Consider the following 12,562-nt stretch of genomic DNA (forward strand, 5'->3'; position numbering starts at 1 on the left):
AATTAAATGTCATTTATTAAAACAGATTATTCAAAAAACGAGGAAAACAATTTCGAACCACTTCCAAGTGATAACTATGAAATGATTATCCAATCAGCTCAAGAACAAGCAACTAAAAACGGTGCTGAATCACTTCGATTAAAATTAGTCGTTAGAAATGATTTAGACGGAGTTAGTGACAATCAAAAGAAGTATCACAATCGAATTGTATTCATGGATAACTGGAAGCGAAAAGCCACCAATCAATATGATATGCAAGGATTTCAATATATTTTAGACGCTTGCAAGATTCCAGAAGGTACAGACATTCCAACTATTCAAGCATTTATGGATATGATTTCAGGCAAACCAGTCAATGTATATGTGAAAAAAGAAGAAAACGAATATGATGGCAAAACAACTGAAGTTAATAGAGTAGCGCCTTGGAATATTAGTGAAACTAAATTTTCAGATGTACAACATAAATTTAAAGACCCTAATCAAACTAATATGAAAGCACCGGAAGTGTCAGACAGCGACCTTCCATTCTAGGAGGTCAGCATATGACAGAAAAATTAGTCACAACTTATGATCAGATTCCAAAAGAGTTACGTGACTTAAAGCAATGGGGCCTATTCAAACTGAAATGGGTACCCGAACGAAAGAAGAATACTAAGATTCCATTTAGTGCTATCGATGGTAACAATGCTAAAAGTAATGACCCTGGTACGTGGACAACATTTGATGAAGCTAGAGACGCATTGAGATTAAATAGTAAAGATTTCGATGGACTATCATTCTTCTTTGCCAACGGATATGCAGGTATTGATATTGACCATGTTGAAAGTGACATCATGCGATACCGACAAGGTGATTACGAAGATAATATCGTTTCAGAATTTATGAATGTTACTCGTTCATACACAGAAGTCAGTCAGTCTGGTACAGGAATTCATATTATTTTTAAGGGCGAGATTCCTGGTGCACGTAGACGTAAGAACAATATCGAAATGTACGATGAGGGTCGTTTCTTCGCTCTCACAGGCAAAAGTTTAGGCAGTAATAAAACTATAAGTAAAGCTGATATAAACGTCTTATACGACAAGTATTTAGCGGATAAAAAGGTTGTCCCTATAAGGACTTCCACAGACTTAGAGCCAAATAATTTATCAGAATTTGAAATTATCAAGCAAGCTATAAATAGTAAGAGTGGAGATAACTTTAAGGCTCTCATGTATGGCGGTTGGGAAAAACTTTATGGTTCGCAGTCAGAAGCGGACTTAGCACTTGCTAACTATCTAGCCTTTTGGACGGGTAGGGATTTTGGTAAAATGGATGCCATTTTTAGACAGTCTGTTTTATATCGTGATAAATGGGATGAGAAGCACGGGAAAACGACGTATGGAGTGGCAACTTTAAACAAAGCTATCAATGATACGAACAACGTTTTTACTAATCCTGAACACAGAACGGTTAAACATTACAACCTTGAATTTATGAAAGAGCCTGACAAGAAATTGCCAAGACGTTCGTGGGATGATACCGGTGAAACCGATAGGGTTATTGATCAGTTCGGTGATGTAATTAAATATTCCTACATTAATAAATGTTGGTACATATTTAATGGAAGCTACTGGGAAGTTGATCAGTCAGGCAAAATACATCAATTAATTGATGCTATGACAGAAAGCATTGGAAAAGAGAAAGTAGAAATTCCAGCTAATGCAGAGGAAAAAGAAGAAGCTGCTATCAAAAAAGCATTTGATAAATTCGTTAAACATTCGCGAAGTAATTCGGCTAAAAAAGCTGTTATGGATGAATTAAAGCATAGAGTATCGGTAGCACCGAATGAGTTTGATATTGATAAAACACTATTAAACGCAAGTAACGGTTATATCGATTTAGCAAGTGGAGAGCTACATGACCATGATATAAATAAATTGTTTAGCAAAGAAGCAAATGTAGAGTATTCCGATAAAGCAAGCTGTGATGAGTGGATAAAATTTTTAGATCAAATATTCGACCACGACCAAGAATTAATTGATTACGTTCAAACGGCTGTTGGTTACTCAATGACTGGTTCAATCAAAGAACAAATTATGTTTATTCTTTATGGAAATGGTCGAAACGGTAAGTCAGTATTCCTAGAAACGATCAGCAATATTTTAGGAACATATGCAAAAACTATTCAAGCAAGTTCAATCATGGTTAAGCAAAATTCTGGCGGTCCTAACTCTGACATTGCCAGACTGGCGGGAGCTAGACTGGTAACCAGTTCTGAACCCAATGAAGGTTTAAGAATGGATGAAGGATTAGTGAAGCAATTGACTGGTGGAGATAAAGTTGTAGCACGTCAATTGTACGGTAAGGAATTCGAGTTTGAACCTGAATTTAAACTCTGGCTGGCAACTAACCACAAGCCTATTATCCGTGGTACTGACGATGGTATATGGAGACGTATCAGATTGATTCCGTTCTTAGTTCAGATTCCGGACGATAAAGTCGATAAAGACTTGAAGTACAAATTAGCTCGTGAATCAATTGGAATACTTAACTGGGCTGTTGACGGAGCATTGAAGTGGCAACAACACGGTCTCCACACTCCTAAGATTATTGAGAGTGCGAGTGAGGGTTATCGTCAAGAAATGGATGTACTTAGTGCATTCGTTGATGAGATGTGTGACGTCAATTCAAAATACCAGGTCAAATCAAGTGAATTATATAAGGTTTATAAGCAATGGGCTGATGATAATTCCCAATACAAGATGAGCAATACCAAGTTTGGAAGAGAAATGATGCAGAAATATGATCGCAAACATACGATGAACGGAAACATCTATTCTGGGCTTTGCTTGAAAGCCGATACGAGATTGCAATGGATTAAATAATATGAAGGGTTTGAGGATAAAAATGAAGGGTTTGTTACACACTGTAACCCTAGTGGCAGACAGTGTTTCACACCTTTTCTTATATATATGAAGGGTTACTTTTTTTAAAGTAATAATAAAATAAAAAGTAAATATATAAGGGTATACGTATATATGTCAGAAAAGATTTTAACCAACCCTTCATATTTGAAAAAATATAGGCTGACGACTTACAGCTGTAAGGCTCGCGGACGTTTACCAACCCTTCATATAACCCTTCATAATTGAGGTGATTTTATAAATAAAAGTGAAGAACACGAAATTCAGTCACAAATCATGATTGATGTAAGTAAACATCATTGCACCATTTTCCGAACGAATGTGGGAATGGTAAGGATGTCAGACGGAAGATGGTTTGATACAGGATTACCCAAAGGACATCCAGACCTGTACGGGTTCAAACATTCTAACGGTAAAGTATTCTATATCGAAGTTAAAAATAGAACTGGACGTGCTCGTGATGATCAGAAGCAGTTTCATTACATGCTAACCAATCATGGAATCATTCACGGTATAGCACGTTCGCCAGAAGACGCATTAAAAATTATTGATGAGGAGCTGGTAGGTTATGGATTTAAATAAAAAGAAAAGGTATGACGAGTTAGTCGAGGAAATCAGATATGTGTTAGATAAATTGGCTAACAAACCAGAGAGATACTATAAAGTAGATTTTGGAGCAGCTACAGCTATTTTAGTAGCTGGTGAACATAGCAATTAAGATTTAGGTCAATTGGCTGGATTTATTCAGAGATGTTAATTAACCGAATAGTACCAAAATTTTACGAAGTATCACAAATATACAGCATGATATATAGAGGAGAAATAGCAATGAAAAGACAGCTAGATAGTAAATACAGAGAATTAGTAAAGTACATTAATGAACGCAAAGATGGTTTTGAAATCATGAGACTTTGCAAAGACATTTTTGAAGCAACAGACATTTGGGATCAAGATACTCCATATTACCCACATACCAAGGAATATAAAATGATATTTCCAATTTATAATGATGACTTTGATTGGTCTGACCGTGACAAACTTGTACCGATTATTGTAGATATCTATAACGATAATTACGAGCTTACTGAACCTAAGTATTATTGGAAGTTTAAGGAATTAACTAGCAGCTTTGATAATAGTCTTTATTTATCAACGAGAGGAGCATATGAAGGCTCAAAACTAGATAAGAATTCTGTAGGTCTTTTAACGTCACAGTCATATAGAATTATGAAATTTACTAAAAGCAAAGTAATTGAATTTTTAAATAATTCTACCAATTTAACTATCGATAATTTCACACCCGTGGAGGAAATAGAAAATGACTAATTCAGTAGTGAGTACAGTGCTAGACATCGAAGCCGAATATGGAATGGACTCTAAACTTTGGTCCGAAAATGATCCCAGATTGAAAGAATTGCATGACTGGTATTTAAAACATTCTGAAGAAAAAAAGAGAAACTTGCCATACACAGAAATTCGAAAAATTCAAAAAGCGCTTGATGAGCAAATACCAAAGAAAAAAATATGTGAAATATTTGAAATTAGCAGTGGAAAGTTAGCGCATGATATTGAGCTAGGTAAATTAAGTGATACGAAGTGGAGAAACGGGTAGGGGTAGCGAAATAATGAATTATGAAAAGATCTACAAGTCATATGTAAGATCAGTATTTAGCGATGAATGTCACGATATTGTTAGGACAATTATGTATCTTCAAAAACGTTTTTATAAAATGCCGAAGGAGTTTCAAAATGCTAACAGGGAGCTTAGCGATGAGGCGAAGAACAAAATAATCAAATCAATTTTGCAGGAGGACGATCTTGCTAAAGAATACAAATTGTGCCGTATATGAAATTACTGATGCTTTACACATTAGCGATGAGAACGTTGAGCTTATTGACAAGGCTAATCAAGAACACTTGGCAAAATTAGAAATGATCAGACTAGGGCGATTAAGTCTTAGCGATTTTAATTAGAGGTTAATTATGACAGATGATAATTTAGCGGTTTATCAAATGCGAGAAAATAGATATAAATTGACTGAAATAGCAAAGGCCATGCATAAAGAGCTTAACTATATCAACAATCTTCAACGTCAAAATAACAGAATTGGTAAAAGGCTATATAGAGAAGACGATGAGTGGCAGCGATTGAATGCCAAAAGGAATAAACATAGGAATGAGGCGTTAAGTAATGGCAAGTCTTAAAGACATAGAAGTGAATATTAAGGTTGATACAACAGATTTTATAAAAAAATAAGACAATTACAGGAGATCATAAAAATGGATGACGTAAGAATTTTAAAAGGCTGGACTAAAGAAGAACGTAAGGAACTAGAGGAAGCAAAAGACACAGAAAATCTTGGCGACTTTCTACATGCCATTACTGAATATAGATATAAAGTTACGCATTACCAGTATGTTTGGGATAAATATGATGCAGCAAAAACTCAGGATCAATTTTCTATCATCCAAGACATTGTAGATTTCTATACCGATAAAGCTAAGTTTCCGGAGCCCAAAAAATACTATGTGCATTTTATTAAAGGCGATGAATACTCTTATCTAAATATCAACTCGGAAGGGGGAGCAGAGTTAGGTACTAAATTTGGATTTGGTCATTGGAAAACTAAGTTCACACGTGACGAAGTTGTTGCTATTGATCCAAGACTTGTGGTGTTTATGGAAGAGGTAAAAGACGATGAATAAAGCAAAAATTATGGATCAACTGATGGATATCAGAGAGCTAACCGGTGGTGCTGATGTACCAATAAGTATTGAGACATTAAATGACGATTTGATGGCAATTAGAGATATTTCAACCGATTCAATTAAGGAGCTTAATGTCAAGCCTATCATGCCTAAAGTTTTTGATGAATGGTATAAAGATGTAATTGAATCATATGGTGGACCAAACACTAGAAAAACTCTTGCCATAGCTTTTAATACTTTATTAACTGTAGATGCTAGTATCTATGACGAATCCGAATTAAGTCTAAAAGACTGGTTTGTAGAAAGTAATTCAATAGAGGATTTAGATAGAATTTCAAAATGTATCGATGCAATTAGATACGGCTACGAGGTAGAGAAATGACTGAAAAAGAAGAAGTATTATTAAATGCGATTAAAGACATAATAATATTTGTATCTCTTACATTTGCAATGCTTTATGCAAGAGACTTAATGCAAGCCGTCCAATATGGATTCATGTTAGTAGCAATGACGATAATCAATAAGAAGTAAGTAATTATGAGGTGGAGAAATGAGTAAAACAATAGAAATTTCAGAAGCACTAGATATCATTAATACTTATGTAAAAGACAATGTTCAACAAGATTTTCATGAATCACATGAAGAGTGGTTAGGAAGCTACCTTTTTAAGTTTAAAAATGCTTACATTCAATTTAAGTTAAGTTTAGATGATGATGAAGAAAGAGAAGCTTCAATTAAGATTAGTGATTCAAATTCATTTAAACAGATCGAAACTTCAAAATTTAAAGATGTTTCGTTAGACGTATTCGAATCGACCAAAGAGGCAGAAAAATGAAAGCAAAAAAATTAGCACCAATCCCGATGGAATCAATACTAAATAGTCGCTGTAATATCCGAAATGAAATGACAGTAGGTGTTTATGATGAGGCTAGAGAAAAGCTTTGTGATGAAAGAGGCCTAAGTGAAGGCGATATAGACGCGGTGCTGGAATATGCTGAAATATTTTGTCCTATGAATGCGTTGGTTAGGACTATTACGCCTGTCGTTTGGGAGGAAGACTAATGATTAAAACATATAGAAAAAAAGAAAGAGTCGAAGCAGAGCAGTATGATGGTTCAGATGAAATGGTAAAAAAATATCATATCAGAACTAATACAGTTTACAAGCTAGACCCTGAGAATGAATTATTTAATGAGACTGTTCCTTATCAAATAGAAACGCTAGAAGGATGGATTGAACTAAGGCTTAACTATTGGATTGCCACAGGAGTAGACGGCGAGCATTGGGCTATCAAGGACGACATTTTCAAGAAGAGTTATGCGGAGGTTAAGTGATGTGTGAATATTGCGAAGGAAACAAATTATTATTTCAAGTTGGCAATGATGATTTTGACCATTTATATATTGGATTATATAAAGACAGAATTACAATTGATGACCATTGCGAGGGACAAATCGCTACAGAGGATAATTTCAAAATTAATTTTTGTCCTATGTGTGGGCGTAAGTTAGGAGATTAATTATGTATGTAGCAAAGCTAAATGATCTTTATTTAAAAAAGATTGAGCTTATATCTCGTTTCAATGGGGAAATAGCTATTGAAGGTAAATTTACAAACAATTTTAGAAGAGCGGCTTTATTCGATAATTTAAATGATAAGAAAAGAATCAATATTCTAAAAGAAAATGGATTTAAATTTTATAAGATCTTTGAAACCGAGGTAAAAGAATGAGTAAAAAAGCATGGAATAGAATTAAAACGATTTGTAATAGTATTTCTTCATTTGTAGCTATTGTTTTAACACCAATTTTATTTTTAATAACCTATTATAAAGGCGGCTCAATGAGAGAATTAATATTCTGGTTGGGAGTTTCAATTATAGGCGTCTGCCTTTATAAGTAACTATTAGCATTAATCAGAAATACATTATAAATATATATCATGACATAGGAGATAACTATTGAGTAATTTATCAAATGAAATTGTACGTTTATCAAAGATTTTAGAGAAACAAATTCCAAAAGGGTATCACGAAATTGTAACTGAGTACGTTAGACAAAATATTGTTAATGGGATATTTGATGTATTAGAAGCAATGGTTGTTATTTTTGTACTGTACTTGCTGATTAAGGTGCTTGTCCGTTCTATTAATAATAAAGAAGGATTTTATTATGATGGATATGAAATTAGTTTATCGGGAATGTTTATGAATGTTGGTGTGGCAATTCTAAGCATTATATTGGTTTTTGCATTTTTTTATGATTTGGAACAGGCAGCAGGCTCTATTCAGCACGCAGTAGCACCAAACTATTATCTAATTAAATCTTTTATTAAGTAGGTGAAGGAATGATTTCGACAGTAATATTTTTATCAATTTATTCAATGATTTCTGTGATTTTTATTGTATTTACAGATAAAATTGCCAAAAAAATAACCTATCTTAGTACAACAACTATTTTATTATTGTTTGTTATAACACTCGGAGTTATTAAAATATCAATGCATTTTAAGTAGGGGAGAGTGAACATTATTAGATCAGGAACTAAGAAGCGTATAGAAGAGATTTTAAAAGATTATCCTAATATGAATAGATATATTCATGAAAGAAAGCAGTCTTTAATGTACCCTACTCAAGAGCCAGACGAAAATGTGGGTGGTGGTAAGTCATCTAAAGTATCACGTCCACAAGAGAGAATGATTATTACTATTGATGAGGATAAACAGTTAAAGGCTTTAGAAAGAGAACAAATGGCCGTCAAAAAGAGTTTAGATGAAAGTGACACTGACACTAATATTATTGCGAGAGAACTATATTTCAAAGAGCATCCCAAGTATCAAATGGATGGATTAATCGAGGACGGTTTAATATATTGTGGGCATACTCAAGCCTTTCAAAAGAAGGCGAAACTTATTCGTAAGATTGCTAAAGAAATGGGACTATACGACCCTTATTAAAACTATAATAAAACCGTATTATTTCCGTACGCACAACATACGTTTTAGTGGTAAATTAGTAGCATAGATGATTGGCAGAGATACTAACCATCTAAATTTAAATAAACAAAATATGTCCAGTAATTTGTTTAATCGACAATGTAAGATGTGTGGAAAGCATCTTACTTCTGTGAGATGGCTATGGTAGCTAGTTAATAAAGACCAATTTTAGATAGACGTTCCTTCCCAGGACTTAATATTATTTTACGTACACCTTTAATTAACTTTGGGTTCGATTCCCAAGTCTCACATTGGCCGGCGGAAAACGACCATAAAATATAAAGGAAGCCTCGTTCTTCCTTTTTGTAAATAACAACAGTATATGAATACGGTAGCGATGCTAATTCATATACTGATAGTCAGTGGTGCAAAGGGTAACACTAAATACAGATGATGGTGCATGGTTCGATTCCATACCTGACTATAGTTAGCCTGTAATGCGCAAGGACTAACGAGTATTAAAACAGCTTAAAGTGCATTGTACGTCAATGCTGGCATATGGATATGTGCTTATGGTATGGGTTCTGTTGAATCCTGTAAAGATCAAGAAATTAATTCAAGTGCCATAGTGGTTGAAGTCCACACCAAGCTGTTAGGTAGTGTGGTTGTTCTCTAAAAGAATGTTACTTGGAAGAATGTGGGCTCGATTCCCACTCACACTATATTAAAACTGAACGCGTACTTAGTACGCCACTAGCTGATAGGTTAATTCCTATCGGCTTTTTATTTTGGAGGAAACAATATGAAAGATAACGAAGCTAAAGGCTTTTATTAATGTTTGTTAAACGCTGTAAGCACAGTGGCTGTCATAACTTAGTGAGTGGTAACAGTCCATTCTGTAATGAACACGCAGCAGACCTATCAGCATATGAAGAGCGCATAGCGAAGCAACGCTCACACATTAAGAGACATCAGCAAGAGTACAATGCTACTGCTCGTGTTGCTAATGGTGAACGCAAGAAGCGTGACAGCTTCTATCACTCAAGAGAATGGAAGCACATCCGATTGTCTGTACTTGAGCGTGACAACTACGTTTGTCAATACTGTTATCGCTTTGGAATCGTGAGACCAGCTAATACAGTTGACCATATCGTACCAGGTCAAGTAGCACCGGAGCTTATCCGAGACACTTCTAACTTAGCTACAATCTGCCGTGGATGTCACAGTCGTAAGACAGATTGGGAACACAAGTTTTATCACACAGGATACAAAAATAATAATCAAAAAATTAAAAAAGATATTTTATTAAAAGATATTTCAGAATTGCCGAACTTTTCAAAATAGACCCCCGCCTACTGCTTCTAGGGAGACAGCTCGCATAGTGGGCATGAGCTTTAAAAAAAGTCCGAAAATTAAACTTTTAACGTAGGAGGTGAGAAGTTGAACCCAAGAAACGCAGGTAGAAAGCCTAATTTAGCTGTTGTAGACCCACGACATCCAGAACAAAAGGCACGTCAAACTGCCGTCAAACAAGCTAGAAAGCAGCTTAAAACGCTACCTAGTAGAGCGCCAAGCTATTTAATGCCAGAAGCTAAAAAATTATGGAAGACATTAGTACCACAACTCGAATCAGTCGGATTAGTTAGCGTTTTAGATCAAACTAATCTCGAATTATTCTGCACACAGTATGCCATGTACTTAGATGCAGTCAATAGTATTTCAGAACATGGTCAAGTTTACATGGATGAGAATGGAAATCTTAAAAAGAACCCAGCCGTTGGTATTGTTGACAATTGTTCTAAAACTTTACGATCTTTAGGTATGACTTTGGGAATTGATTTTAACTCTCACTCTCAACGTATAGGAGTAAGTGGAAATGATTCCAACAATATTGATATTCAAAAAGAATTGAAGAAGTTTGGAGGCTAGTTGATGGACTTATCAAAAATAAAACGTAGTCAACGGCCACTTGAACTTTTAAAAGAGTACCGTTCAAGAAACTTCAGTGACATTAAAGAAAAATACAAAGATGAAGGAACAAAATACGCTTTTAAAGTCCTAGATTTGGAAGTTATCTCTGGCTATAATATGAAACTTGCAGCGTATAGACAATTGAGGGACCTTCAATGTGTCGAAGATTCAACTTATAACTATCCTTATTATTATGATGTTGAAAAGTGTCAACAAGTTTTAAACTTTGCGGACATTTGTCCAAACGTTGATACAGGAGAGCCGGTGCCTTTAATGGACTGGCAAAACTTTATACTTTGCTTGATGTTCGGTTGGCGAGAAATTAAAACAGGAAATAAACGTTATGGTTCAGTTATTATTTCTGTTGCTCGTGGACAAGGGAAAACTTATTTAATGTCTATTATTGCTTGCTATTCTTATCTAATTGAAACAATGGGATTAGATAATCAAGACCTAATGGTTACTTCAAACATTACTGATCAAGCAAGAAAAATCTATGGCTATATTTCAACGATGATGAATAAAATCATTGATAAGAATGTCGTATTTAATGAAGTAAAGAATAAAACCGATTTAGATGTTCAATACAATAAAGTAATTCAGCGTAAAACTAATAATAGATTGTTACAGCTATCAGCAGAGAGTGGTAAGTTTGATTCTTACCATTTTTTGTTTGCCGTCTATGATGAAGCTGGAGAAACTAATCACTCTGTTGTTACTAGTAAAATCACATCTGGACAAGTTAAAGTTCCTAATTCGCAGTTCACTCAAATTTCTACTGCTTATCCCGATTCTACAGTTCCTTTTAAGCAGGAAGAAGATTCTATTATTAAGATTATGGAACGTGACGATCATGAAGAGGGCGACCGCAAGTTAGTTTTAATTTGGGCGCAAGACAGTGAAGATGAAATGAATGATCCTGAAACTTGGGCTAAAAGTAATCCTTTACTATTACTACCAAGCGAGCATGATAATTTGATGTCAGGTTTGAAACAGGAACTTGATGATAAGCGCCTGTCGGGTGAGGAGTTTAGATTTGCTAATAAGAATTTAAATCTATGGTTAGACTACAAAACTAATTCATATATTGATTTAGACGACTGGGAAGCTACTACTTCTACTACTGATTTTGATATTAAAGATAAGGACGTATACATCGGTTTTGATGCCAGTCTTACATCCGATAACACTTCATTAACATTTATTTTTCCTTATAAAGAGAACGGAATGGAACGTTATCACATCATGCAGCACTCATTTATTCCATGGAAATTAATGGGTTCTATTTCGGCAAAGGAAAAGTCAGATGGTATTGAATATCGTAAGTTTGCTGAATTAGGCTATTGTACGATTACAAACAACGAGCGTGGATTGATTAATTTAGATCAAGTCTATACATGGCTTATGACTTTTGTAGAAGAAAACAACCTGAACGTTTTATTCTTTGGTTATGACGCTCTACGTACTAATAACTTCACTCAAGCACTTAACGATAAGACTGATTGGAACATCATGCCTATTAAGCAAACATCTTACGTTTTGACTGAATCAATTAAATATATCCAGGATAGTTTCTTCCACAGAAATATTTCTCATGAAGACGATGAAATTATGAAGAAAGCATTAATGAATGCTGAAGTTGGTGAGAACAGAGCTGGTATGGAAATTGGAAAATCTAAGCAATCATTAAAGATTGATGTGGTTGATGCTTTAATTGATGCGATGTATCAAGCAATGTATTACTTCAATGATATGCGAGACCGTGACGATCCACTCTCTCGATATTCTGATGATGATATTAAAAAATATTTGAATTCAGGTAAATTTAGTTTTTAAGGAAGGAGACCAATGGTTAAAAATCTAATAGCAAAACTCAATAGTTTTAAACACTGGCTTCTAATTAATTTAGACACAGTGCTTTTTTTATTGGCAATTTTAATTGTTGATATAAATACATACCACTTTGGAACGATGATTGGTAACTATGTTTTGGGTGCCACTTTAATAATTGTTTCATTGATTTTGAATAAGCCTACTAAGTAA

23 protein-coding genes are annotated in these 12,562 nt (G+C 34.5%); all 23 read left to right on the forward strand.

Annotated features, from left to right (window positions below; translation table 11 throughout):
* The first annotated feature begins 6 nt into the window (after positions 1–6).
* The 23 genes from CBP76_RS05035 to CBP76_RS05130 all read left to right on the forward strand — a co-directional run bounded on the left by CBP76_RS05035 (position 7) and on the right by CBP76_RS05130 (position 12,562).
* Complete coding sequence (locus CBP76_RS05035; RefSeq protein WP_102195851.1) at positions 7–531, forward strand: DUF669 domain-containing protein; 525 nt, start codon at positions 7–9, stop codon at positions 529–531.
* Positions 532–542: 11 nt separating this feature from the next.
* Positions 543–2,867, forward strand: coding sequence for a phage/plasmid primase, P4 family (locus CBP76_RS05040; RefSeq protein WP_102195852.1), 2,325 nt, complete (start codon positions 543–545; stop codon positions 2,865–2,867).
* 315 nt (positions 2,868–3,182) lie between these two features.
* Positions 3,183–3,488 carry a VRR-NUC domain-containing protein gene (locus tag CBP76_RS05045; protein ID WP_245865610.1) on the forward strand — a complete coding sequence of 102 codons (306 nt, stop codon included), beginning with the start codon at positions 3,183–3,185 and terminating at the stop codon, positions 3,486–3,488.
* Positions 3,475–3,624, forward strand: a complete 150-nt coding sequence (locus CBP76_RS13115) for a hypothetical protein (RefSeq protein ID WP_166667184.1) — start codon at positions 3,475–3,477, stop codon at positions 3,622–3,624. Before CBP76_RS05045 ends, CBP76_RS13115 begins: the two co-directional genes overlap by 14 nt.
* A gap of 110 nt (positions 3,625–3,734) precedes the next feature.
* Entirely contained in the window at positions 3,735–4,232 is a 498-nt protein-coding gene (locus CBP76_RS05050; protein WP_102195854.1) for a hypothetical protein, read from the forward strand.
* The gene (locus CBP76_RS05055; protein ID WP_102195855.1) at positions 4,225–4,518 is read left to right on the forward strand and encodes a hypothetical protein; all 294 of its coding nucleotides are present in this window, start codon (positions 4,225–4,227) and stop codon (positions 4,516–4,518) included. Before CBP76_RS05050 ends, CBP76_RS05055 begins: the two co-directional genes overlap by 8 nt.
* A gap of 206 nt (positions 4,519–4,724) precedes the next feature.
* The gene (locus CBP76_RS13120) at positions 4,725–4,880 is read left to right on the forward strand and encodes a hypothetical protein (protein ID WP_166667185.1); all 156 of its coding nucleotides are present in this window, start codon (positions 4,725–4,727) and stop codon (positions 4,878–4,880) included.
* Positions 4,881–4,889: 9 nt separating this feature from the next.
* Positions 4,890–5,111, forward strand: a complete 222-nt coding sequence (locus CBP76_RS05065; RefSeq protein WP_102195857.1) for a hypothetical protein — start codon at positions 4,890–4,892, stop codon at positions 5,109–5,111.
* Positions 5,112–5,186: 75 nt separating this feature from the next.
* On the forward strand, positions 5,187–5,612 hold the full coding sequence (locus tag CBP76_RS05070; protein ID WP_102195858.1) for a hypothetical protein: 426 nt from the start codon (positions 5,187–5,189) through the stop codon (positions 5,610–5,612).
* Positions 5,605–5,997 carry a hypothetical protein gene (locus CBP76_RS05075; RefSeq protein ID WP_102195859.1) on the forward strand — a complete coding sequence of 131 codons (393 nt, stop codon included), beginning with the start codon at positions 5,605–5,607 and terminating at the stop codon, positions 5,995–5,997. Before CBP76_RS05070 ends, CBP76_RS05075 begins: the two co-directional genes overlap by 8 nt.
* A complete protein-coding gene (locus tag CBP76_RS13125) occupies positions 5,994–6,146 on the forward strand; it encodes a hypothetical protein (RefSeq protein WP_166667186.1) in 153 nt (50 codons plus the stop codon). The genes CBP76_RS05075 and CBP76_RS13125 overlap by 4 nt, the downstream gene beginning before the upstream one ends.
* Before the next feature lie 19 nt (positions 6,147–6,165).
* Positions 6,166–6,450 (forward strand): hypothetical protein, encoded by a 285-nt coding sequence (locus CBP76_RS05080; protein ID WP_102195860.1) that lies wholly within the window; start codon positions 6,166–6,168, stop codon positions 6,448–6,450.
* Positions 6,447–6,677, forward strand: coding sequence for a hypothetical protein (locus CBP76_RS05085; RefSeq protein ID WP_102195861.1), 231 nt, complete (start codon positions 6,447–6,449; stop codon positions 6,675–6,677). The genes CBP76_RS05080 and CBP76_RS05085 overlap by 4 nt, the downstream gene beginning before the upstream one ends.
* Entirely contained in the window at positions 6,677–6,949 is a 273-nt protein-coding gene (locus CBP76_RS05090; RefSeq protein WP_102195862.1) for a hypothetical protein, read from the forward strand. The genes CBP76_RS05085 and CBP76_RS05090 overlap by 1 nt, the downstream gene beginning before the upstream one ends.
* Positions 6,949–7,134, forward strand: a complete 186-nt coding sequence (locus CBP76_RS05095; RefSeq protein ID WP_102195863.1) for a hypothetical protein — start codon at positions 6,949–6,951, stop codon at positions 7,132–7,134. The genes CBP76_RS05090 and CBP76_RS05095 overlap by 1 nt, the downstream gene beginning before the upstream one ends.
* A gap of 2 nt (positions 7,135–7,136) precedes the next feature.
* Positions 7,137–7,346, forward strand: coding sequence for a hypothetical protein (locus tag CBP76_RS05100; RefSeq protein WP_102195864.1), 210 nt, complete (start codon positions 7,137–7,139; stop codon positions 7,344–7,346).
* Positions 7,343–7,516, forward strand: a complete 174-nt coding sequence (locus tag CBP76_RS13130) for a hypothetical protein (RefSeq protein WP_166667187.1) — start codon at positions 7,343–7,345, stop codon at positions 7,514–7,516. The genes CBP76_RS05100 and CBP76_RS13130 overlap by 4 nt, the downstream gene beginning before the upstream one ends.
* A gap of 58 nt (positions 7,517–7,574) precedes the next feature.
* Positions 7,575–7,952 carry a hypothetical protein gene (locus CBP76_RS05105; protein ID WP_102195865.1) on the forward strand — a complete coding sequence of 126 codons (378 nt, stop codon included), beginning with the start codon at positions 7,575–7,577 and terminating at the stop codon, positions 7,950–7,952.
* A 182-nt stretch (positions 7,953–8,134) separates the two neighbouring features.
* Complete coding sequence (locus CBP76_RS05110) at positions 8,135–8,569, forward strand: transcriptional regulator (protein WP_102195866.1); 435 nt, start codon at positions 8,135–8,137, stop codon at positions 8,567–8,569.
* Between the two features lie 813 nt (positions 8,570–9,382).
* On the forward strand, positions 9,383–9,892 hold the full coding sequence (locus CBP76_RS05115; protein WP_102195867.1) for an HNH endonuclease: 510 nt from the start codon (positions 9,383–9,385) through the stop codon (positions 9,890–9,892).
* Positions 9,893–9,988: 96 nt separating this feature from the next.
* Positions 9,989–10,477: a phage terminase small subunit P27 family gene (locus tag CBP76_RS05120; RefSeq protein WP_102195868.1), complete on the forward strand. Its 489-nt coding sequence runs from the start codon at positions 9,989–9,991 to the stop codon at positions 10,475–10,477.
* 3 nt (positions 10,478–10,480) lie between these two features.
* The gene (locus CBP76_RS05125) at positions 10,481–12,355 is read left to right on the forward strand and encodes a terminase large subunit (protein WP_102195869.1); all 1,875 of its coding nucleotides are present in this window, start codon (positions 10,481–10,483) and stop codon (positions 12,353–12,355) included.
* Positions 12,356–12,367: 12 nt separating this feature from the next.
* The gene (locus tag CBP76_RS05130) at positions 12,368–12,562 is read left to right on the forward strand and encodes a hypothetical protein (RefSeq protein ID WP_102195870.1); all 195 of its coding nucleotides are present in this window, start codon (positions 12,368–12,370) and stop codon (positions 12,560–12,562) included.

The sequence above is a fragment of the Companilactobacillus nuruki genome (assembly GCF_002872255.1).
Classification (GTDB): domain Bacteria; phylum Bacillota; class Bacilli; order Lactobacillales; family Lactobacillaceae; genus Companilactobacillus; species Companilactobacillus nuruki.